Origin of the sequence: Shewanella sp. POL2, from assembly GCF_000282755.1 — a bacterium.
Taxonomy (GTDB): Bacteria; Pseudomonadota; Gammaproteobacteria; order Enterobacterales; family Shewanellaceae; genus Shewanella; species Shewanella xiamenensis.
The window spans coordinates 1-21283 of record NZ_AKZL01000079.1 but is presented as its reverse complement, the minus strand read 5'-3'; the positions used below and the strand labels follow the sequence as shown (position 1 = coordinate 21283).

The window sequence follows — 21283 nt, the reverse complement described above, 5'->3', positions numbered from 1 at the left end:
CCATGACCAACAAAACCAAAGGTATTGCTTAGAAATTAAGCTTACCTAGGATATCTTGAACCTTGGCTGAACCATAACCTTACTGCTCGTTACGCATCTCTTGGCATTGAAATCCCTGTTTACGGGAGTCAAAACCACATTTTAGACCGCATTCCCAAGGCACGTTATCGTAAAAAGATGATTGCTCTTTGGCAAAGTCTCGACAGGCCTCATAGCTGTTGAAATTATCAGTTTTTTTATACTTACCAGAATCATAACCATGGGTATAAATAAAAGATGACCAAGTTTCTGGGCGCGTGTCTTTCTCCCCTGAGGAGATAAACCAAATCGCGCTGGTAAAACAGGAAAGTAGGATCAATACAAATACAGGTACAACGGGGAATTTCATTTTTAATTAGAGGTCATAAAACAGTGTGCGAAGGATAATACTTTTTTAGGTAATATGCGCGTTAAAAAGTCACAAATTAATAACTTTATCCCTTATTGGGTATTGGATACAAAAAGATACGATATCATCTGAAATTTTCTATCATATTTACTAATTTATACAAAAGCTTACTGATTATGTGCTGTTAAGGGGAGCGTTTTGCATTAAGCTCGAGTTCAGGTTAGATTTTGTACGGTATAACGCAGAAACTATTAGGCTTAGGAGGCAAATATGAAAGTCCAGTTCCTATTACTCGCCGGTGTGTTGAGTTGCAGTAGTGTGTGGGCCGCCGATGAGGCGAAAACTGACCCTGTGACTGAAGACGGAGTGGTGAAGATTGTTTGGCAAAATCCAAAAGATTTTCGTGATATTAAATCTTCGGGCGAAATTCAGTCCCGTTATGAAAAGCGTTTATTCGATACCTTAACCACAAATATCAATAAAGAAGCCGTAAAAGTCTTAAAACCGAACCAAAAGTTGGAGATGACAGTTACTGATGTCGACTTAGCGGGCGATATGCGTCCAACCTTTGGGGCGACAGCTGATGATTTACGGGTGATAAAAGATCTTTATCCACCCCGTATAACCTTTAGTTATCAAGTGCTTGAAAATGACAAAGTGATCATCGCGGGGGATGAAAAACTCTCCGACATGGGCTTTATGTCCGGCATTCAGTCAGTGAATGACAAGCCATTTATGTATGAAACAAAAATGCTCAGCGATTGGTTGAAAAAAACCGTTGCGCCTAAGTTGTAGGCATTAGTCCCATCTAAGCACTCAAGGCTTGAAGAGTCTCTTCTTGTTCTTCTAACAGGCAAAATCCGTTACTTGCGGATTTTGCCTGTTTTTTTGCCTTGGCACTTAAGGTCGATAGGCTGTGTTCATTGCAGTTAAAGGTATGGGCTGGTGTGAGTACGCCGACGCATAGGCTGATCAACTTGTGATAACAAGCTTGTCCTTGCCTGTCATCTGCCAGCATTTCTTGGGCTTGCCAATGTTCGGCACTATAGAAGAGAGGTTTATTGGTTTCAAAATCCGTCAATATCCGTTGGCAACGATCGATAAGTTGATTGCAGGTACTGATCACCACAAAGTCATCGCCGCCCACATGGCCAATAAAGCAGTTGTCCGTCTTGTATTTCACTAATAGATTGGCGACCTCGCAGATCACCTCATCGCCGCGGCAAAAGCCGTAAATATCGTTGTAAGGCTTGAACTGACACAGGTCAAAATAGGCCAAGTAGAAAGGCTTTTGTTGAGTTCTGAGACGTTTTAGTTCTTCTTGGATCGGCACATTACCGGGTAAATCAGTTAAGGGATTGGCATGCCTTGCCATCTTGATCCTGTGCTCGGTGATCCGCTGGAGCAAATCTTTGGTGTGGCCAATCCCGAGTAATTGCCCTCGGCGCAGAATAATAAATTGCTGGGCGACGGTATTGGCGCTCTCCGAGGTCAATAACTGACTCACAATGGAGAGCGGTTCGTTAGCTTCAATTTGTAGCACTTGGTGATCCATCACCTCGCTAACCGCATGATTTTCATGAAGCGCCCGACCATAGGGGGTACTGAAAAGTTCGAGCAGAGTGGCTCGGCTAATAATCCCCAGCGGCAGTTGATCTTGCGCCACAACGACAGCTTGTAAGGTGGGTTGGGCGCTAAAGGTGTCGCTTAGGTGCTTCAGCTTGAGTGTCGGCACCACTGTTAGTGCACTGGTACAGAGGCTTTCAGCGGATTCGCTATATCTTGGCTGAATTTGGGTGTTGTTAGGGACTAAGGTCGCTTTCATTGCGCGACTTGGTTGTGCCTCTGGACGTCCAAGCAAATAACCTTGGCAATAAACAATTCCTAGCTGTTTAAGTACGGCTAGTTCTTCTTGGGTTTCAATTCCTTCGGCAATCACTTTACAAGTAAGGCTTTGACAGAGTTCGACAATCGAGCGCACAAACTCTTGTTTAACTGGGGTCGAATCAATTTGGTGGATAAAGTGCCGATCGATTTTTACATAGTCGGGGGATAACTCTGACCACAGCCGTAAACCCGAATAGCCTGCACCTAAATCATCAATAGCCGTCATAAATCCTTGGCTACGATAGTGATTCAGGCAAGATTTGAGTAAATCAATGTCATCGGCGGGATATTGCTCCGACAGCTCAATTACCACTTGTGAGGGTGAAATCCCGAGTTGTTGCAACAGTTGCAGCGTCATACCTTTAGGGTGAGCCGGATCGAGCAGGGCTTTTGGGGAAATATTGATAAACAAGCGCCCTTGAAACTGACGTAGCTTAAATTGCTCCAGCGCAATACGGCGGCATAAGGTTTCTAACTCACTCAACTTGCCTTGATGCTCGGCGGTTTTAAAGAGGGGAACGGGTGAATAAAGTGGGCTGTGTTCTGGCCCACGACTGAGCGCCTCAAAGCCGTGGATCTTATGTTCCAATATATTGAAAATGGGCTGAAATAGGGGGCTGATTGCCCCCTTCGCAATTATCTTATCAAGCTCTTGTGCTAGATCTAAACTCGTCATTACTTCTGCCCCCGCAACAATGTTTGCGGAGTCTATGACTTAGAAATGACAAAATGATGACAATTTGTGCGGCTGAAAATCCACTCGTGGAAATGGAATTAACTTTGCTTTTTAAAGGCGTGCAGCGTTTGCAGCAGCGCGGCCAGTTGACGCACTAAGGTTTCGAGTGCGACGGGGTCAAGGCTAGTGTGTTGCTGCAATTTAGTTAAGTCATCGACCAGTTCTTGCACGTATGGCAAAAAGCGATTGCTTGAAACCATAAACCCTTGTTCGGCTGTAAAGATACTCGTGAATTTTCCATGGCCAGCTTTTTTCAATTCATCTAACTTAGCGTCGGCATCGATGGCTTGGCGATAGGCGATTTGAAGATTTTCTTTCAGTTGCTCTATAACCTTAGTGTGTGGCATAACAGCGTCTCATTGCAAAATTTGCAGGAATTATAAGGGGCAAAGGATATGGCAACAAGTCGGTGGCGACTATTACTCGTACTCTTAAGTGTTACGCTGTTTGCAGGTGGGATAACTTGGGCTGCACCTTCGGATAAACCGCCATTTTATCGTGTGCAATGGCAGGGGAAATCAGCTTATCTGCTGGGCTCTATTCATATTGGTCGTGCTGATTTTTATCCTATGCCTGCACAAGTTGAGGCGGCGTTCGCCAAATCCAAAGGACTTGTTGTCGAAATCGATATGAATAAGGTTGATAGCCGTGCCTTATTGCAAAAATACGGTATGGCAAATTCAGCGCAAGGGCTTGATTGGCAAAGTAGAGATAAACAAACAGTCGCTACAATGAACCAATATTGTGGGGATAAAGCGAGTTTATGTCAGTCAATTCAAGCTTTCGCGCCTTGGCTACAGGCATCTCAACTTAATCTATTACGCTACAATGGCTTAGGTTTTAGCACCGATTATGGTGTCGACATGCAGTTGCTTGGGCGCGGGGATAAGCCGGTTTATGAGTTAGAGACGGCTGACTCACAGTTTCAATTACTTGCCTCCTTCGATAGTCAAATCCAGTGGGCAATGGTACGTGAAGCTATTGATGCGCCGGATGCTGAGCTGCTCTCACTGGTTGATGCATGGCGCAGTGGTGATGAAGCCGCGCTGGATACGCTAATGCAGGAGCAACTGGGTGGCGAGGGTGATACACAGATGCTGGATAAAATTCTCTGGCAGCGTAATAAAGTCATGGCTGATGGGATAATAAGATTGATGGGTTCAGTAACTGCTAGCGAGCCTTTATTTGTAGTGGTGGGAGCGGGCCATGTGGTTGGCGATAAGAGTGTGGTGCAACTCCTTAAGCAGAAGGGCGCGACAGTAACCGCCTGTTGGCGTGAGCAATGTGACTGATCATACTGATATTTAGTGATTTGACTGGGATTGTGCTTGGGACTCTGAGTTTTAACGCACTTGGTGCACTGAGTTAGGAGCAAATCATCGGGTGATTTAATAATACAGGACGCCAAGGCGTCCTGTATTATTTCGCGATATTACTCAGATGCTTGGGACGTTGCAGCGCTTTGCCCTAAAAAATGCACATAACGACCGAGCGAAATATAGGGCTCGCGTTGCGAATATTCGAGCTCCATCGCCAGCAGTTTTTGATAGTCAAAATCCGCAGCTTGCTGTTTTTTCAAATAATCGTGGATCACTCGCACGCCCGACTCGCGCTGCAGGGTCATGTGCCATCCGGCAAACCATTGTTTAACATCATGGATATAAAGCGGGTGCGTTGGCGTGAGGCGTACCTTCTTCTTCACCTTTAGATCGGCGGCCACATAGTCGAAATTACCCGACACGAGCGCATGGAATCGCATCGCTTCTTTATTATAAAACATCAGCGAAAACAGCCCATTGGGCTTAAGCATGGTCAATAAGCCTTCCATGGTGGTCTTGGCATCGACTAGCCATTCAACCACGGCATGACAAAGGATAAGATCGAACATGCCATGTTCAGCAATCGATAAGGCTTGAATGGGCGAATGTACTAAGCTGATGGCCAATGGCGTGTCGCTGGCATCGATTTGCTCTTTCGCTTGGGCGAGCATTTCGGCGGAAATATCGCACAGTACGACTTCATGTCCGAGACGTGCTAGCTTTTGGCTGAAGTAACCAAAACCGCCGCCGGCATCTAAAATTCGTAATTTTTTATCGCCAAATTGCGCTAATGCAGGAGCAAGATCGCGCCATAGCACGGCAGCACGGATTTCACCTTTAGGCGTGCCATAAATATTCTTCGCGAATTTTTGCGCGAGTTTATCGAAATTCTTATCTTGCACGGGTTAACTAAGTTAAAGACTGGGGGCGATAGTGTCGCACAGGCGGCATATTTTCGCACTTTTCCTGTAGCTGCGATGATTGTTGCTTTTGGTGTTGCGTGTAACTTTTTGATTTTAAAGGTGGTAAAAAATCCTACTTTACTTAGGGATACCCAGAACTCGATCCTCTAGGGTATAATCATGCCGTTTTCGATAAACCTGACTCTAATATACCCAAGCGACCTGAAGATATGAGTTTCAGAGCGTCTAGGGGGCTTCAATTCAAGGCGCATCAATGAAGGAATGTGAACACCTTGTGAATTGATGCAACACCGAAGTGGAGTGCCCTAGGCGCTCCGTCTCGGCGGGTTTTAACGCTCTTTATGCTGTGTTGGTTATTTTTAACTTAGTCCACTAGGTCCGCAAATAACCGCCTTGCCTAAAGAGCGTTACATTCCCGCTGAATCCTCATCTTCAGGTTGTTTGGGTATAATTGTCCATTCGGAGAGTCAGCATCAGCCCTTTTAAGACACTGTTTTGCCTGTTTTACACTCGTGATTTTTTGATTTTCCAGATGTTATGCATCTGTCCGGGGGTATTGCTGGCTATCCGTGCATAGGGATAGTTAATTAAAAGGTACTCAGACTTGAATAATGCATATTGTGTTGAATTGAACGCGATGCCGTCGCTGTTTTCTCTTTATCGCAAGATTTTCTTTGGCCGTAAACCCGGTTGGGATCAACAGCCGCTGCCTTATATCAAGGTGAGCGCGCCCAATGTGAAGGTGTCCGAGGCAAAAGTCAGCCAATATGCGCAAGTGTGTGGTTTTGATTTCGACGGTAAAATATTACCTCCCACCTACCTTTATGTGATGGCATTTCGCCTGCACGCGGTGATTTTTACCCATGATGGCATTACCTTCCCGTTACTTGGGATGATCCATTTAAAGAACCGTATTCAAGTTTATCGCCCGACGACGGTCGATGACGTGTTTTCCCTGGAATGCGCGCTAACAACCAGCCGTGAAACTGATTCGGGCTTAGAATTTGAGTTTGTTTCTAAGGCCTTTGTGGGCGAAGAATTGGTGTGGGAATCGCTGTCGACTTACCTCTATCGCATAGAGACTGCCGGTCGTCGCGTTCGTCCTCCAAAGGCACTTGAAATGGCTTGGGACTCGCCTCAATCATGGGAGTTGAGTGAAGATTTAGGTCGTCGTTATGCCAAAGCGTCGGGTGACTATAACCTGATCCACTTGCATCCGGTGCTGTCGAAACGTTTTGGTTTTGACCGAGTGCTGGCCCATGGTATGTGGTCTAAGGCGCGCTGCTTAGCGGAATTGATGCCTGAGATTGGTGAGCGCCCCTTTGTGGTCGATGTTGCCTTTAAGCTGCCGTTACTGATGCCTGCCGAAGTGGGATTTGGTTACGAAAAGTCGCCAGACAAGTGGGTGTTTGAGCTGCGAGACAGTAAAGGTCGCAGACCGCACCTCAGTGGTGAAGTACAGCTTTAAGCAGGATCAAGATAACGGCGCCAAGTGCGCCGTTATTGTTGGTGTTGTTTGAGGGGGGGGGCGTGGGTTAAGGCACGCTGTGTCCGGTTGATGCTTGCCAGATACTAAACCATTGCTGCCGGTCTAATGTGAGCGTCCGTGCGGCCACCGCGGTTTTTATCCTCGCGATATTACCACTGCCAATAATCGGTACGGGTCGACTCGGTAACATCCGCACCCAAGCATAAATCACTTGGCTGATATCTTGGGCGCCAATCTCATCGGCGATGACTGCTAAGGTTTGTTGCAAGCGAATGGCCTGTGGATGGCTATTGTCAAAGATTTTTCCGCCGCCTAAGCAGGACCAAGCCATCGGCCGAATGCGCCGCTCCTGACATAAATCGAGACTGCCATCGTGTAAACTCGCCATCATTAGCGGAGAGATCTCCAGCTGATTAGTGACTAAGGGCTCAGTTAATCTCGACTGCAATAATGACAACTGCGCATTGGTGAAGTTAGATACCCCAAAATGTTGCACTTTCCCAGCTTGTTTTAAGTCAGCAAAGGCATCGGCCACTAGATCGGCGTCCATTAAAGGATCGGGTCTGTGGATCAGCAACAGATCTATATAATCGGTTTTAAGCGACTTTAGTGATTGCTCCACGCTGGCAATAATATGCGCTTTGGAGGTGTCGTAATGGTTCACGTAGCGCTCGGGACGGCAATTGAAGGCGGGTTTTATGCCGCATTTGCTCACTAATTGCATCTGCTGTCTTAAGGCGGGTTTTAGCGCTAATGCTTCGCCGAACAGGGCTTCGCACTGGTATTGGCCGTAAATATCGGCGTGGTCCATAGTGGTCACACCTAGGTCTAAATAGTGTTCTATCAGATTAAGTCGCTCGGCGGGTGACATTTGCCAATTGTGCATTCGCCAAAAGCCGGCAACAAACTCTGAAAAAGTAAAAGGGGATCCGTTCATGTTGTTTCTCTTTTGGGAATCTGTATTTTGTAGGGTGAAGGGCCTTGGTCGATTTATTTGATGCAGATTAAGGAATCGCTCATTAACCCTTTCGATGGCTATATATCTTAAAGCTAATCACCTACTATCCGCCATATTCAATCAGCGGTGGCTGATACAAACTGTTTGCACGCTTTTGTTCCGTATACTCATTTCCTATAAAAGTTTGTATACCAAAGTTCCAGAGGAAAATATTACCCATGCTAACCGATATGGAGATTTCGCGCCGCGCGCATCTAAAAGATATCGCACAACTTGGTGCAGAGTTTGGGTTGTTGCCCGAAGAGATGCAGCTATTTGGTCATACCAAAGCTAAGGTGGAGCCACAAGTACAGCAGCGCTTAGCCGGGCAACCAAAGGGGAAGCTGATTATTGTGACCGCAGTGACGCCAACGCCCCATGGTGAAGGCAAAACCGTGACGACTATTGGTTTAACGCAATCGCTCAAGGCGCTCGGCAACAAAGTCTGTGCCTGTATTCGCCAGCCAAGTATGGGGCCTGTATTTGGGGTGAAAGGTGGCGCCGCAGGCGGTGGTTACGCCCAAGTGGTGCCCATGCAGGAGCTGAATTTGCACCTAACAGGCGACATTCATGCTGTGAGTAGCGCACATAATCTTGGTGCAGCGGCGATTGCTTCTCGGCTTTACCATGAGACGCGTTTGGGGCGGGCGGAATATGAGCGTCAATCGGGATTAAGGTATTTAGATATTGAGCCTAAGGGTATTCGTTGGCACAGGGTGGTTGATCATAACGACCGTTGCTTGCGGGAAATTGAGGTGGGATTGGGTGAAAACAACGGTCCTGCTTATCATTCAAGATTTGATATTACTGCCGCTTCAGAGTTAATGGCGATTCTGGCGCTGAGCGGCAATCTGGCGGATATGCGCGCACGTATAGGTAAGTTAGTGCTAGCCCTTAATCGTCAAGGGGAAACCATTAGTGCGCAAGATCTTGGTGTCGCAGGTGCGATGACAGCGATTATGGCGGAGGCGGTAAAACCCACTTTAATGCAGACCTTAAACGGTGCTCCTTGTCTTATTCATGGGGGCCCCTTTGCCAATATCGCCCATGGCAACTCATCGGTGATTGCCGATGATATTGCGTTAAAGTTAGCCGATTTTGTGGTGACCGAAGGTGGGTTTGGTTCTGATATGGGCTTTGAAAAGTTCTGTAATATCAAGGCGCGTCAGTCGGGATTAACCCCGAGCGCCGCCGTATTAGTGACCACTTTGAAAGCACTTAAGGCCAATAGTGGCCTAACGTCCGATGCGGATATTAATGTACCAGACCAAGTCCGTCTCGAGGCGGGTTTTGCCAACTTAAACTGGCATATCAACAATGTAGCGCGTTACGGTATTCCCGTTGTTGTTGCTATCAATCGTTTTGCCACCGATACGGACGCCGAGCTTAACTGGTTAATTGAGGCTGTAAGTGCTACCGCGGCATTTGGTTGCGAACTTAGCGAGGCTTTTAGCCAAGGTGAAATCGGCGCCATTAGCCTCGCACAAACCGTAATCCGTGCCTGTGAGCAGCCAAGCGAGTTTCGGTTGTTATATCCTGATGATATGGACTTAGAAGCTAAATTATCGACCTTAGCTGAAGTGGGTTATGGCGCCGCAGGGGTGAGCTTATCCGATGCGGCTAAGCTGCAATTACAGGAGCTCAACTCGCTTGGTTATGGGCATTTACCTGTTTGCATGGCGAAAACACCCTTATCCATTAGCCACGATCCTCAGCTTAAAGGTGTCCCTCAAGGCTTTATGGTACCCGTGCGTGAATTGGTACTGCATGCGGGGGCTGGGTTTATCACGGCATTGGTAGGTAATGTGATGACTATGCCAGGGCTTGGGTTAACCCCTGGTTATTTAAAGATAGATATCACCGCTGATGGTGAGATTACTGGATTAGGTTAGTTTGTTAGCCATTTGAATGTAAAGATGAAAAGGCGCAATCAAAGATTGCGCCTTTTGTTAAGAATTCGCTTTGACGAAAGACTATTTACTGGTTTGGTAAATATGCACATCGCGCTGTGGGAAAGGAATGCTGATACCCTCAGCATCAAAGCGCATTTTCACCTCACGGGTGATATCCCAATATACATCCCAATAGTCTTCTGGTTTTGCCCAGGGGCGGACGATAAAGTCGACCGAGGATTCTCCTAATACGTGCAACTTGATGAGTGGAGCCGGTACTTTTTGCACTTTAGGATGCGCCTCAACAATCGATTTTAGTACCGCTTCGGCCTGCTCAATGCTATCGCCATAGCCGATGCCAAATGTCATATCGACTCGGCGCTGGTGCTCGGCGGTAATATTGTTGATGGTATCCCCCCAAATCTTATTGTTGGGAATGATAAGTCTCTGGTTATCTAATGTTTTAATGGTGGTAGAGACTAGGCTCATATGGCTAACGCGCCCCGATACGCCAGCCGCATTAATCAAATCGCCGACATCATACGGACGATAGATCAAAATCATCATGCCTGAAGCAAAGTTGGACAGAGTATCTTGCAGGGCAAAACCGATGATCACACCCGCGATACCAAAGCCAGCCAGTAAGGGGCCTAATTCGATACCAAGCTGGGATAAAGCAATCAGTACGCCGATAGTAAATACTGCCTTGCCCGAGAGTGAGGTAAAGAAGTCTTGTAGTAACTTGCTGAAATTCAACTTAGAGTTGCTAACGGTATTACTGACAATTTTTTTCACCAGTTTGCCTGCAAGACCCGCGACAAACAGGATCAGAGAGAAGATAAATAACTTAAAGACCAATGTTGGTCCATGATTAATGGCTTGATCCTTCGCAGTATTTAGCCATTGCTCTATTAAGCTCGATGCCACATCAATGTTTAATACGTCCTGCGTAATATCACCTGAAATACTAAACAAGGTCTTTTTCAGCAAGGCTGTGTTTTGCCCTAGTGCATCCAGTAACTCGATATTGGTGCTGAGGCTCTGGCTGTTTTGTGCTAAACGTTCTTTTAGTTGTATCACGCGACTGGTTTGCGCTGCGGTAACGTCTTTCCCTGCATTGGTGGCATCATTTACCGCATTTTGTAACTGCTGTTGGGTGTAAGTGACAAAGCTGTCGAAGTTATCGGCGCGGTTAAGCAGGAGTTGGGTGAGCTGTGTTTTTTCAGCTGTTACATCTTGGCCAATTTGGGTTAGCCAGTTTAAGGTCTCAAGCCGTTGCTTGTAGTTATTGTCTTTGTCGAGTTCACGTTTTGAGATCTCGAGTAAGGTGGCTTCATCATCCGCCGTGCCAAGTTTTTGAGCCAACTTGGTGATGAGATCATTAAAGTAGTCGTTAATTTTCAGATTAAACTGCAATTGCTCTTGGATTAGAGCCAGCATAAAAGTTTTATCGTAAGTATTATCATCCAAGAGTGCTTTAATCTTATTGCGTAACTGTAAGGTCTTATTTTGAATGCGATATTCAACAATGGTGCGTAATTCACCTTGGTATTGACCTAAGCGCGCAATGTCCTCTTTAATGGCGGTCTGAAGTGTGGTTAATTCACTTTGGGTTTCGTTTGATGCCGAAGCGGTTGGGCTGGTTGTAATGGGGTCTGGATCTGCAGCGAATACCTTGGCACTCATCAGTAGTGGAAAGCTTAGGGCAAGTATCAATATTAGCGAGCGGCGCATAGACGTTATCTTCCACAAAAAGAGGTAGGTATATGATAGGTGTCGAGCTAAACCCTGTAAAATATCAACAGCATAATAGACTAACAATGTTTAAAATTTGTGCGCCAGTTTACAGCTTTAGGCCATAGAATGAAGCTCTGAAACCTCGACGCTAATTAGTTCGACGGAATGGGATAAGGATCTGATAAACTTAGCGCCCCATAGTTAGGAATGTACTTTACATGCTGTGCTCCCATTGTCATCAGTCGATTAAAATTGCCCAAATTACCCAGCAGCGCGGAAAGGGCTTTCACGCCCAAGTCCAATGTCCCCATTGTTCAGCGTGGCTTGGTCATAGTCCTAAATTATTGAAGTTAAAGTTGTTTGGTTTTTATGCGAGTGTTCTGACGGGCTTATACAGTTACTTCGATGCCTCGACGCGGCATTTTTTGATCCCTGTGATGATCTTCTGTGTGATGTTGCTGTTGGTGAGTCATTTTATGGATCAGCTGCAAACGATTGAGGCACCAGAGAAGGAAGACGATAGCGATCAACGGCAAAAGTATCGCTAGAGATGGGATGACACTGGTTTAACCCTGTCGAGCCGTTTAGGGGCCTACCACTGAGGCTCGACATTGTTTTACAGGGTGAACCTGTTATTGAATAACCTGTTCTTGACTCTCTAATGAGTGTTCTACGTAATAAATCCCGCCCAAAATGACTGCGCCGAAAATCACTATCCCTAAGATTAATCCTAAGTTTTCACGAAAGAATGCTAGCATTTTGGTTGCCTTTTGCTGGGTTGAATAGAATTAAATATTTAGCCTGTATAACACTGGGCACATAATAGATTCACTGACTTAAGCTAATCTTAAATAACTCTTTTTGCCAATAATGTGCTCTTTTTAAGGCGTCATCAGTTGCAATGGTAAATATCTTGTAACGCATTGCTTGACCATTACCTTATTGCAACTTACTAGCGGCCTGACTTAAACTTGTGCCACTTTTTACTATGGGGACGACTGAGTGAGACTAGATAGTCACTTAAGACGCACAATTTCGATATGGCTTGCCGCCGTATTGATACTGCTGTCTTTTGTTGCCTCAGCCCATAGTGTGACTCACCTTGATGATGGGGCGAAGACGCACTGTACGCTCTGCTTCCATCAACATCAGCTAAATAAAATTCTGTTCACAGCTCCGCAGACGTTAAATTTAGCGATACAGCGATTTGATGTTTGTGAGTTTGTCTTACCCGTTACCTTCTTCAAACACGTCAGTGTTTACCTAAGCCGTGCGCCGCCTGTTCTCCATTAAATCAACTTTAATATTTTAACTTATTGTATTTCTTGATGACTTAACTTAGTCATCGAGTGCTAGTTGTATTTTGGAGATATCATGACTGTTTTTAACAACCGAATTTCTTTGGTGGCCTTGGCGTGCGCATTTGCTTCGCCGACGTTATTTGCCGCTGACTCAAGTTTAACCAATCCAGCGATCAGTGCGGTGCTGAATGGCTATTATCAAACGGCTGAACGCCCATTGGCAGAAACCGCCGAAGGATTTGGTTTAGGTGAAACTGAGTTGGCGATGAGTGCCAATATTGACGACATGTTCTACGGCAAAGTGACCGCCGTCGTTGAGATGCATGATGGTGAAACCGAGCTTAATCTTGAAGAAGCCTTTATCCAAACCATGGCAATGCCTGCGGGTTTTTCCATCCGTGGCGGACGTTTCCTGTCGGATATCGGTTATCTAAATAACCAGCATTTACATACCGATTCATTCACCGACCGCCCGATTGCTTACCGTGCATTTTTCGGCGGCCACTACTTCGATGATGGCGTGCGCTTAAACTTTGTTGCTCCAACTGATTTGTATTGGACCATTGGCGCTGAAGCGTTCAAGGGCGAGAGCATGCGCGCCGCCGATGAACATGGCGAACGTGAGTTTAAAAATGTCGGTGTGTACACCTTATATTCAAAAATCGGTGGCGATATAGGGGATAACAGTTCATGGCAGGCGGGATTGAGTTACTTACGTAACGAAAACGGTCAAGTCACAGCCCATGAAGAAGGCGATGAGCACGAAGACGAAACTGCCGAGGAAGGCCATGACCACAGCCATGCGGCATCTTACACAGGTAAAAACACCTATGGTGCTGATTTTGTGTATAAATGGGCGCCAAATGGTAACTATAAATACCAAAACCTGACCCTGAGCGGCGAGTATTATCGTGTGACTGACTTTGTGCCGAGCGACCTTCATCCCGAGGATGCGCCGAGCAAGGATTATCATCAAGGTTGGTATCTGAGCAGCGTATATCAATTCACGCCTAGCTGGTCTGCGGGTGTGCGTTACGGCGAGGTGGATACCCAAGAGCTCCATGGCGATCATTTCCATGGACAGAAGTTAAAGGAATCTGAGGTGAGTCTGGCGTGGCATTCGAGCCATTTCTCGACGGTACGTTTCCAGTACACCAATCAGAAGGGAACTAACTTCGATGGAATCGAAGACGACAATGTTTTCACTGTTCAATACATTATGTCTCTGGGGGCTCACGGTGCGCATCAATTCTAATTTTGTTAAAGCGGCCGCAGCGGCCCTGTCTTTCGCCTGTTCAGGCTTTGCCCATGCAGAGCTGAATGTGTTTGCCTGTGAACCCGAATATGCCGCATTGGCAAAAGAGTTGGCTCCAAACGCCAGCATTTATTCGGCAACCACGGCCTTACAGGATCCGCATCAAGTGCAGGCGCGTCCGAGTTTGATCGCCAAAATGCGCCAAGCGGATCTGGTGGTCTGTGCGGGCGCCGATTTAGAAATCGGTTGGCTGCCAATGCTGCAAATGAAGTCGGCTAACGCTAAGGTTCGCTCTACCGATCAGGGGTTGTTTTTCGCCGCCGATCAAATCGATACCTTAGATAAGTTAGCGAGTGTGGACCGCAGCATGGGTGATGTGCATGCTCAGGGAAATCCGCATATTCACTTCGATCCGACTCGTTTGCTAAGCGTCGCGAATGCGCTCAGCGCTAAGATGAGTCAACTCGACCCGAGCGAGGCGGCGAATTACCAAAAGGCATTAGCGGATTTTAGCACTCGTTGGCAGGCGGCGATCCCTCGTTGGGAAGAACAAGCCAAACCGTTAAAAGGCAAAAAGGTCATCGCCTATCACACCAGCTTTAGATATCTGTTCAACTGGTTGGGGATTGAACAAGCTGCTGATCTTGAGCCTAAACCCGGTCTGGCGCCGACTAGCGGCCATTTAGCGAGTTTGCTGAGCCGTGCTGAGCAGGGCGATATTCTGGCTGTAGTTGTGGCGTCCTATCAGGATGAGCGTGGTGCTAAGTGGTTGGGTGAAAAGGCTAATCTACCTGTGCTTATGTTGCCAATGTCGGTAGGTGGCAACGATGCGAGTCAAGATCTCTTCAGCCTCTACGACAGCGCGATAGCCCTCTTAAACGGGGTGAAATAAGCCTATGTTGGATCTGGAACTGATGTCGATCCTGCTGCCAGCGCTGGCGGCGGGGATCTTAGTGCTCTCAACGCATATTGTACTTGGCAAACAAGTGCTTAAGCGTGGGATCATCTTTATCGATTTAGCCATTGCGCAAGTCGCCGCGTTGGGGGCGATTGTGGCGCACATGGACCACAGGTTAGAAGAGATGCCATTTTCTAATGCGTGGATGCCGGCCTTATTCGCCCTTGCGGGGGCGGGGTTTATCGCTTGGTTATCTAAGCGAATGGCGGGTGAGTTAGAAGCCATGATCGGTTGTTTTTATGTGCTATCGGCCGTGGCCGCTATGCTATTGCTGGCGAACGATCCCCATGGTGCAGAGCTGCTAAAACAATTGATGTCGGGCCAGATCCTTTGGGTGAGTTGGTCGCAATTAGTGTTACCGACAGTGGTTTATGCTGGGGTGTTGGCGTTGATTTTTTGGCGGCCACAAATATTAAATGGTGCCGGATTCTATCTCCTGTTTGCCCTAGTTATTACGTTGTCGGTTGAGCTGGTGGGCGTCTATTTAGTATTTAGTACCTTGATTTTACCTGCACTTGCTCTGAATAAATACCAAGGTAAAAACGGCTTGTTTTACGCCTATCTGGTCGGCCTTATGGGTTACTTACTTGGTCTGGTATTATCGGCAACCATGGATTTACCGAGTGGGGCGGCGATTGTCGCAACCTTGGCAGTCAGTGCACTGGTATTTCGTGTAGGCTTAAGCAAAATGGCTACAGTGAGTCAGATCTAACGCTAGGTTTTATGCTGAGTGTTAGGCGTTGATATTGATTTAAAAGCCCATCGATACGCTTATTGCGTGAGTAACGATGGGCTTTTGTTTGATTGTTAGCAACTCAGCTAACAGATGTAAACATTATATTGAGTCCCTAGGGCTGGGTGGCTATACTGTCGCCACTTTCACCCTTGGAGTATGTCGTGCTATTAATTGTCAGATCTGTGTTGTTGGCGGTGTCATTGTTACTTGCATTTATTTTTGGTGGTTTGGTTTGCCTATTACGACCTCGTCACCGTGACAATGTACATATGTTCGCCAAGATCTTTTCATCCGCAGCGCCGATTTTAGGGCTTAAAGTCATAGTACGTCGGCCTAAGGAAGTGCAGGATGGCCCCTATATATTTCTTGGAAATCATCAAAATAACTTCGATTTATTCACACATACTAAAGCGGTACCTAAAGGCACTGTGAGCTTAGGGAAAAAGAGCTTAGTGTGGATCCCCTTGTTTGGCCAGATCTATTGGCTTTCAGGTAATATTCTGATCGATAGAAAAAATCGCAATAGTGCTTTTGATACCATGGCGAAAACGGCGGAAAAAATTAAGCAGAATCGTCTTTCCGTGTGGATTTTCCCTGAGGGTACGCGCTCACGGGGGCGCGGACTGTTGCCCTTCAAAGCGGGAGCTTTCCACACTGCGATTGCGGCTGGTGTGCCAGTCGTACCCGTGTTGACGTCATGCCAAAGTCATATTGATTTGAACCGTTGGGATAATGGTGTGGTGATTATTGAGATGATGGCGCCAATCCCGACTGAAGGTTTGGATAAAGCTGACGCGAAAGCCTTTTCGGCACAGGTGCACGAGATTATGTCGGCAAAATTTAACGAGATAAATCGCGAAGCGGCAACATTAATGGGTAAAACTATCCCGGCTGATGACGTATAATAACGCCAATTTGAGCCAGTTTTATCTTAACGGAGACAAGTCCATGTCTATTGAAAGTCAGTTAAAAGCCCAATTCGCCGAGAATCGTGACATAGTGCAAGCCTTGCTCGACGATGGCTCAGAGCCAGATGCTGAATACACCATTGAGCACCATTTTTCATCGAGCAATTTTGAGCGCTTAGAAAAGGCTGCGGTTGATGCATTCAAACTTGGATTTGAAGTCAATGATGCTGAAGAAATGGAATTGGAAGATGGTTCGGTGATTTTCTGTTTTGACGCTGTTGCTTATCACAAGTTAGAAATTCCATTATTAGACAAAGCGACTGAACAGTTATTGCAACTCGCAGCCAAGCAAAAAGTGGATTATGACGGTTGGGGTACTTACTTTGTTGGCGATGAAGAAGATGAAGACGAAGAAGATGACGAACAGGACGATGGTTTTCCACATTAATACGTTGTCATAATTCTTATAAAGTAAAAGCCCATCAATGATGGGCTTTTACTTTATTAAGCCTAATTAAGTGGAAATTGCTGCTGCATGTAGGACGCTACAATTTCGGCCTTTCTGTTTGGCCTCGTAAAGCGCTTTGTCTGAGCAGGAAATCCAACTTGAACTGCTCGTAATATGTTTGCCTATTTCACATACGCCAAGGCTGACAGTCACTTTAATCTTCAGCCCCTCATACACTACGGTGGATTCAGCGATCTTTTCCCTCAAACGCTCGGTAAAGTTGAGGGCATCGGTGCCACTGGTATTGGGCATGACTACCGCAAACTCTTCGCCGCCATAGCGACCGACACAGTCGGTTTCCCGCAATGAATGACTCAGAAGATGGGCGATATGTTGAATAACCTTGTCACCTGCAAGGTGGCCGTAGGTGTCATTGATATTTTTGAAATGATCAATATCAATCATCACCAAGCTTGCTACACCGGAATAACGGGCATAGAGATCGTACTCGTGTTCCAAGCATAGTTGCCAATGGCGGCGATTATGCAGTTGCGTTAATCCATCGGTTTGACTAAGACGCTCTAACTGTTCGTTGGCGGCCTTGATCTGCAACTTATTCACGGCGATATCGGTGACATCATAAATAATCACACTGATATGGGTAATTTTGCCTGTTAATGAAGCGAGAGGCAGCAAAGTTACGTTCTGGTACATAAAATCGGCGCGCCCAGTAATTGGACGATAGTTTTTAAACTGAAACACGTAAGGTCTTTGTTCCCAACTAATAAATGCTCGATTTTTGAGCATAAAAACCGATTCCATTTTTTGCTTTAGCCAAGTAGCTGGCAAATCTGGGAAGCGGCTAAACAGGTTTTGACCTTTAATAGAATTGGGTGAAACGCCACTATGGTTTTCCATAAAGCCGTTCCACAGTTGGATATTATAATCGCGATCTAATACCACGAGACCCACTTCTATGGTTTGTACCATATCGATTAGCCAATGGAGTTCGTTCATTGCGCTTTGATCGTTTGACATAAGGTAAAGTCCAACTGATTAATCGAGTAAATAACCGAGTTTGTAGCTCAGTGTCGGAATAGAGTCTTCGGTAAAGAGCAACAGTAAGTCGCATTGAATATTATGATTTTCAATACGATAGTTGATTTCCATCGCTAATGTTCTGTGCCATTTTTCCGAATTATCATGGATAAGATCATTCACTGTACAGTGACGGCCCAACACCACAGGATGGGCTTGGCTGAATTTCATATCGAGTTGTTCTGAGATCCCATTCAGGAATGCACCAATCAATACGTTCCCCGTGTCGATCAGTACTTCAATCTCGGTATTCTTATCCTCAGGATTTGCAACCCCCATGAGCTTGGCCATATCTTTAAAGCTTGAATCATGGAATAACAACAGTGCTTCACCCGCAACGCCTGCACCAATAAATCCTTGGCAAAGTGCTGAAACAGTTGAGCTTTCTTCTGTTGCTTTCAGAGCCATGGTCAGTTCGCTGACTTCGAGCACGTTCACATTGGGGATAGGTAATAGGACAAATACGTCGAGTAATTTGGCGAGCAAATCGGCTGCACGGCCCATGGCAACGTTAGCGATCTCTTGGCAGGCATCACGCATATCGACTTTGATCATCGGCGTGTCTTCCACCTGATCTTTCTGCGTTAGGGTAAGAATGCCGTACTCCTGGAGGATATTACTGATGGCATCAGCACTGACGGGTTTTTGGATAAAGTCCAATGCACCTAGAGCTTTAACACGTTCATGAGCTTTGATTTGTATATCACCCGAGACCACAATGATAAGGGCGGGGAGATCGTTTTGTTGAACGGTTTGTAGTACTTCATAACCATCCATTACGGGCATATTGAGATCGAGGAAGACCACTTCGCCTTTACCTGCGCGAATGGCATCTAACCCTTCGGCACCATTGGTCGCGTAGGTAATCTCGACATCCCATTCTTTGGGAAGGGTGCGAGCCATTTGTTTACGCGCCATAGCGGAATCGTCACAGATGAGTACAGAGATTGTCATGCTGACTACAGATCCTTATTTGCCCATTTATTGAAGATAACACTAATTCTTCATGTTTGAGTGACGAATTATGTGCTTCGGGCAAGTTTGATTTACATCATCTATATATAACTTATAGATTTAATTAGCTAATTTTATTTATCTTGCCATTAAATTCTAAAGGCATAGTGCGATTAAAATTGTGGTTAGCTAAGTTAACTTCGTTATTTATCGCAAAAAATACCTCGATTTTGCGACCATCTATATGCTTAATCCATCAACAGATGTCTACAGTATCGATTCTCTATCTGCACAGGTATACATGCTGTAGGTAAGCGGAGTTGCTAGAGATGCATTTTGTTCAAATTAGACGCTGGCATGGGCTGAACAGCATCGTAAATTTATTCTAACAGCTTCATAAATCAGAATTTGTTAGGTTTTAGATTGCAGCCTAACATAATCGCACACTAATACTTAACGGTGACTGACAATATTTTGACTAAAGTCAAAATTCGGCCTTATGTTACATGTTTTGGTTAATCATGCCAAACATGTTAACATTTGGTCTGGACTGACCAGTAGCAGGATATTTCATGGGTGAGCGTTGTGTGCAAGTTACGGTTGAGAATGGCATCGCAAATGTTGTGCTTAATCGTCCAGAAAAGTTCAATGCAATTAATTATTTGATGTTTAGCGAACTCGATAAAACCATCAAAAGGATTAAATCAGATCCGCGTATTCGGCTAGTAATTTTATCTGGCGCCGGAGGTCATTTTAGTTCTGGCTTGGATGTCAAAAGCGTGATGTCTGCGCCGATGCAAGCAGTTAAATTGCTGTTTAAAGGGTTGCCAGGCAATGCCAACCTAGCCCAAAGAGTATCCCTTGGCTGGCAGCGTTTACCTGTACCCGTTATCGCGGTATTGGAAGGCTGCTGTTATGGTGGAGGAATGCAAATCGCTTTAGGTGCGGATTTTAGGATTGCAAGCCCTGACAGTAAGTTATCCATTATGGAGGCCAAATGGGGGCTGGTGCCCGATATGGCAGGCCTAGTGGCATTGCGGCAAATTATGCCAAAGGATCAAGCGATGTTACTCAGTCTCACGGCAAAAGTGCTCTCTGGCGAAGAGGCTAAAGCCTTAGGATTAGTCACTCAGTTAAGTGATAACCCAATGTTAAGCGCGCAGCAATTGGCGGAAGAACTCCTCAATACCTCCCCCGATGCGGCTGCGGCAATTAAGTTGAGTATTAACCGTAGTTGGACTGCATCGGTCCGTTCTTTGCTTTGCCGCGAGTCATGGAGCCAAGTGAGATTGCTGCTAGGCAAAAATCGCACTATTGCGGCAGTTCGCCAGCTAAAAGATCCCACTAAACCCTACAAGGATCGCCAGTCTGGCTGGTAACTTAGTTGATGCCCTTAGCGAGAAAGCCATGGTAAAGACTTCCTTAATGCTGAGGCAGCGTTGATGTGTCGAGCTTTATTTTGTACTAGCAAGCCGTGCTCGTAAAATCAGGGGATTCAAATTTCAATAGGCGCCGCTCATTCGGGCGGCGAATCCTCTTATGGCCGTTAAACAATTCTGCCAAGCGCTTTCATTATCCAGATTCAATGCCAGCGTTGTCTGCCGATAATTGGGTGCCTCTAAGGTCACTGCCAGCGTTTTACGTTGTGCAGCCGTTTCTAATGAGGCGGGGTGACCATCGGGTGATTGAATATCGAGTATCGGCATCGTGAGTTTAGCGAGCTTCTCGGCTATGGCTTGGTTGCGCGTTTCGTCTTCACTGTAGGGATTGATGACAATCAATACATCGGGATCGGCAATTTTCTTTTGGCTTAATAGGCTTATCAATAATCCAGCACTTTGATCGGCGGTGATCAGCACTCGTTTACCAGGATAATCGCTACCAACGCTGTCGAGCTGTGACATGCTTTTAACGAGAAAGTCTTCTTGCTCAAGGAGATGCTTATTACTGTCTTCCGGCTTTACCTTTTGACTTGGTTTATTGGAAGGCGCGGTTAATTGCGCTGACCCCGCAGTCGCGACTTCAGTTGCTGGGGTGGCAAAATTGGGCGCTGGTGGTTCTGTTGGCGGCGTGAGGCTTAAGCTCGCCCAGCCGGCAGCATTGATATTACGTCGGACAAAGGCCATTAATCCGGGCGCATCGGCGGTGCCATTAGTGGCGGGTAAAATAATGGCTGCACCGAGTTTTTTTCGGCCTTCCCACGAGCGGACTAAGAGTTCAAGTGGTTGGTCATCTATGGTGATTTGTTTGATCTCAT

At 46.2% G+C, this 21283-nt stretch carries 22 protein-coding genes; 12 read left to right on the top strand and 10 right to left on the bottom strand.

Annotated elements, in window-relative coordinates:
* Window positions 1-79: 79 nt before the first annotated feature.
* Window positions 80-388 carry a hypothetical protein gene (locus SHEWPOL2_RS17495; RefSeq protein WP_037430176.1) on the bottom strand — a complete coding sequence of 103 codons (309 nt, stop codon included), beginning with the start codon at window positions 386-388 and terminating at the stop codon, window positions 80-82.
* A 270-nt stretch (window positions 389-658) separates the two neighbouring features.
* Here SHEWPOL2_RS17495 and SHEWPOL2_RS17490 point away from each other — a divergent pair, with 270 nt between their 5' ends.
* Entirely contained in the window at window positions 659-1183 is a 525-nt protein-coding gene (locus SHEWPOL2_RS17490; RefSeq protein WP_037430174.1) for a DUF3016 domain-containing protein, read from the top strand.
* A 13-nt stretch (window positions 1184-1196) separates the two neighbouring features.
* On the opposite strand, the gene SHEWPOL2_RS17485 is transcribed toward SHEWPOL2_RS17490, so the two are convergent.
* Window positions 1197-2951, bottom strand: a complete 1755-nt coding sequence (locus SHEWPOL2_RS17485) for a GGDEF domain-containing protein (RefSeq protein ID WP_037430172.1) — start codon at window positions 2949-2951, stop codon at window positions 1197-1199.
* 98 nt (window positions 2952-3049) lie between these two features.
* Complete coding sequence (locus SHEWPOL2_RS17480) at window positions 3050-3358, bottom strand: hypothetical protein (protein ID WP_037414094.1); 309 nt, start codon at window positions 3356-3358, stop codon at window positions 3050-3052.
* A gap of 48 nt (window positions 3359-3406) precedes the next feature.
* Between SHEWPOL2_RS17480 and SHEWPOL2_RS17475 the strand changes: the two genes are divergently transcribed.
* On the top strand, window positions 3407-4303 hold the full coding sequence (locus SHEWPOL2_RS17475; RefSeq protein WP_037430171.1) for a TraB/GumN family protein: 897 nt from the start codon (window positions 3407-3409) through the stop codon (window positions 4301-4303).
* A gap of 140 nt (window positions 4304-4443) precedes the next feature.
* Here the strand turns inward: SHEWPOL2_RS17475 and SHEWPOL2_RS17470 are convergent, their stop codons facing one another.
* Window positions 4444-5232, bottom strand: a complete 789-nt coding sequence (locus SHEWPOL2_RS17470; RefSeq protein WP_037430166.1) for a methyltransferase domain-containing protein — start codon at window positions 5230-5232, stop codon at window positions 4444-4446.
* 658 nt (window positions 5233-5890) lie between these two features.
* On the opposite strand from SHEWPOL2_RS17470, the gene SHEWPOL2_RS17465 reads away from it, so the two are divergent.
* Window positions 5891-6721, top strand: a complete 831-nt coding sequence (locus tag SHEWPOL2_RS17465) for a MaoC/PaaZ C-terminal domain-containing protein (RefSeq protein ID WP_080612392.1) — start codon at window positions 5891-5893, stop codon at window positions 6719-6721.
* Between the two features lie 67 nt (window positions 6722-6788).
* Here SHEWPOL2_RS17465 and SHEWPOL2_RS17460 read toward each other — a convergent pair whose 3' ends face one another.
* Window positions 6789-7679: an aldo/keto reductase gene (locus tag SHEWPOL2_RS17460; RefSeq protein WP_037430162.1), complete on the bottom strand. Its 891-nt coding sequence runs from the start codon at window positions 7677-7679 to the stop codon at window positions 6789-6791.
* Window positions 7680-7918: 239 nt separating this feature from the next.
* Here SHEWPOL2_RS17460 and SHEWPOL2_RS17455 point away from each other — a divergent pair, with 239 nt between their 5' ends.
* Window positions 7919-9631, top strand: coding sequence for a formate--tetrahydrofolate ligase (locus SHEWPOL2_RS17455; protein ID WP_037430160.1), 1713 nt, complete (start codon window positions 7919-7921; stop codon window positions 9629-9631).
* Window positions 9632-9712: 81 nt separating this feature from the next.
* Here SHEWPOL2_RS17455 and SHEWPOL2_RS17450 read toward each other — a convergent pair whose 3' ends face one another.
* Entirely contained in the window at window positions 9713-11365 is a 1653-nt protein-coding gene (locus tag SHEWPOL2_RS17450; RefSeq protein ID WP_037430158.1) for a mechanosensitive ion channel family protein, read from the bottom strand.
* Between the two features lie 221 nt (window positions 11366-11586).
* Here SHEWPOL2_RS17450 and SHEWPOL2_RS17445 point away from each other — a divergent pair, with 221 nt between their 5' ends.
* Complete coding sequence (locus SHEWPOL2_RS17445) at window positions 11587-11916, top strand: hypothetical protein (RefSeq protein ID WP_037430156.1); 330 nt, start codon at window positions 11587-11589, stop codon at window positions 11914-11916.
* A gap of 84 nt (window positions 11917-12000) precedes the next feature.
* On the opposite strand, the gene SHEWPOL2_RS23365 is transcribed toward SHEWPOL2_RS17445, so the two are convergent.
* Window positions 12001-12126: a hypothetical protein gene (locus SHEWPOL2_RS23365; protein ID WP_011621366.1), complete on the bottom strand. Its 126-nt coding sequence runs from the start codon at window positions 12124-12126 to the stop codon at window positions 12001-12003.
* Between the two features lie 244 nt (window positions 12127-12370).
* Between SHEWPOL2_RS23365 and SHEWPOL2_RS17435 the strand changes: the two genes are divergently transcribed.
* The 6 genes from SHEWPOL2_RS17435 (at window position 12371) to rraB (ending at window position 16974) form a co-directional block, all read left to right on the top strand.
* Window positions 12371-12661, top strand: a complete 291-nt coding sequence (locus SHEWPOL2_RS17435; protein WP_037430153.1) for a hypothetical protein — start codon at window positions 12371-12373, stop codon at window positions 12659-12661.
* Window positions 12662-12742: 81 nt separating this feature from the next.
* On the top strand, window positions 12743-13924 hold the full coding sequence (locus tag SHEWPOL2_RS17430; RefSeq protein WP_037430151.1) for a membrane protein: 1182 nt from the start codon (window positions 12743-12745) through the stop codon (window positions 13922-13924).
* The gene (locus SHEWPOL2_RS17425) at window positions 13908-14816 is read left to right on the top strand and encodes a zinc ABC transporter substrate-binding protein (RefSeq protein ID WP_037430150.1); all 909 of its coding nucleotides are present in this window, start codon (window positions 13908-13910) and stop codon (window positions 14814-14816) included. Before SHEWPOL2_RS17430 ends, SHEWPOL2_RS17425 begins: the two co-directional genes overlap by 17 nt.
* Before the next feature lie 4 nt (window positions 14817-14820).
* A complete protein-coding gene (locus SHEWPOL2_RS17420; RefSeq protein ID WP_037430149.1) occupies window positions 14821-15594 on the top strand; it encodes a metal ABC transporter permease in 774 nt (257 codons plus the stop codon).
* Window positions 15595-15779: 185 nt separating this feature from the next.
* Complete coding sequence (locus tag SHEWPOL2_RS17415; protein ID WP_037414070.1) at window positions 15780-16523, top strand: 1-acylglycerol-3-phosphate O-acyltransferase; 744 nt, start codon at window positions 15780-15782, stop codon at window positions 16521-16523.
* 43 nt (window positions 16524-16566) lie between these two features.
* Window positions 16567-16974, top strand: a complete 408-nt coding sequence (rraB, locus tag SHEWPOL2_RS17410; protein WP_037414069.1) for a ribonuclease E inhibitor RraB — start codon at window positions 16567-16569, stop codon at window positions 16972-16974.
* Between the two features lie 66 nt (window positions 16975-17040).
* On the opposite strand, the gene SHEWPOL2_RS17405 is transcribed toward rraB, so the two are convergent.
* Both SHEWPOL2_RS17405 and SHEWPOL2_RS17400 read right to left on the bottom strand, forming a co-directional pair.
* Window positions 17041-18012 carry a sensor domain-containing diguanylate cyclase gene (locus tag SHEWPOL2_RS17405; RefSeq protein WP_037430146.1) on the bottom strand — a complete coding sequence of 324 codons (972 nt, stop codon included), beginning with the start codon at window positions 18010-18012 and terminating at the stop codon, window positions 17041-17043.
* Window positions 18013-18030: 18 nt separating this feature from the next.
* Entirely contained in the window at window positions 18031-19026 is a 996-nt protein-coding gene (locus SHEWPOL2_RS17400; RefSeq protein WP_037414066.1) for a response regulator, read from the bottom strand.
* Window positions 19027-19598: 572 nt separating this feature from the next.
* On the opposite strand from SHEWPOL2_RS17400, the gene SHEWPOL2_RS17395 reads away from it, so the two are divergent.
* Entirely contained in the window at window positions 19599-20405 is an 807-nt protein-coding gene (locus SHEWPOL2_RS17395; RefSeq protein ID WP_037430144.1) for a crotonase/enoyl-CoA hydratase family protein, read from the top strand.
* 123 nt (window positions 20406-20528) lie between these two features.
* Here the strand turns inward: SHEWPOL2_RS17395 and SHEWPOL2_RS17390 are convergent.
* A partial coding sequence (locus SHEWPOL2_RS17390; protein ID WP_037430142.1) for a DUF3530 family protein occupies window positions 20529-21283 on the bottom strand: 755 nt, incomplete at its 5' end.

Coding starts and splice junctions, on each gene's coding strand:
- SHEWPOL2_RS17495 (WP_037430176.1), bottom strand. CDS start 388: ATGAAATTCCCCGTTGTACCTGTATTTGTATTGATCCTACTTTCCTGT.
- SHEWPOL2_RS17490 (WP_037430174.1), top strand. CDS start 659: ATGAAAGTCCAGTTCCTATTACTCGCCGGTGTGTTGAGTTGCAGTAGT.
- SHEWPOL2_RS17485 (WP_037430172.1), bottom strand. CDS start 2,951: ATGACGAGTTTAGATCTAGCACAAGAGCTTGATAAGATAATTGCGAAG.
- SHEWPOL2_RS17480 (WP_037414094.1), bottom strand. CDS start 3,358: ATGCCACACACTAAGGTTATAGAGCAACTGAAAGAAAATCTTCAAATC.
- SHEWPOL2_RS17475 (WP_037430171.1), top strand. CDS start 3,407: ATGGCAACAAGTCGGTGGCGACTATTACTCGTACTCTTAAGTGTTACG.
- SHEWPOL2_RS17465 (WP_080612392.1), top strand. CDS start 5,891: ATGCCGTCGCTGTTTTCTCTTTATCGCAAGATTTTCTTTGGCCGTAAA.
- SHEWPOL2_RS17460 (WP_037430162.1), bottom strand. CDS start 7,679: ATGAACGGATCCCCTTTTACTTTTTCAGAGTTTGTTGCCGGCTTTTGG.
- SHEWPOL2_RS17455 (WP_037430160.1), top strand. CDS start 7,919: ATGCTAACCGATATGGAGATTTCGCGCCGCGCGCATCTAAAAGATATC.
- SHEWPOL2_RS17450 (WP_037430158.1), bottom strand. CDS start 11,365: ATGCGCCGCTCGCTAATATTGATACTTGCCCTAAGCTTTCCACTACTG.
- SHEWPOL2_RS17445 (WP_037430156.1), top strand. CDS start 11,587: ATGCTGTGCTCCCATTGTCATCAGTCGATTAAAATTGCCCAAATTACC.
- SHEWPOL2_RS23365 (WP_011621366.1), bottom strand. CDS start 12,126: ATGCTAGCATTCTTTCGTGAAAACTTAGGATTAATCTTAGGGATAGTG.
- SHEWPOL2_RS17430 (WP_037430151.1), top strand. CDS start 12,743: ATGACTGTTTTTAACAACCGAATTTCTTTGGTGGCCTTGGCGTGCGCA.
- SHEWPOL2_RS17420 (WP_037430149.1), top strand. CDS start 14,821: ATGTTGGATCTGGAACTGATGTCGATCCTGCTGCCAGCGCTGGCGGCG.
- rraB (WP_037414069.1), top strand. CDS start 16,567: ATGTCTATTGAAAGTCAGTTAAAAGCCCAATTCGCCGAGAATCGTGAC.
- SHEWPOL2_RS17405 (WP_037430146.1), bottom strand. CDS start 18,012: ATGTCAAACGATCAAAGCGCAATGAACGAACTCCATTGGCTAATCGAT.
- SHEWPOL2_RS17400 (WP_037414066.1), bottom strand. CDS start 19,026: ATGACAATCTCTGTACTCATCTGTGACGATTCCGCTATGGCGCGTAAA.
- SHEWPOL2_RS17395 (WP_037430144.1), top strand. CDS start 19,599: ATGGGTGAGCGTTGTGTGCAAGTTACGGTTGAGAATGGCATCGCAAAT.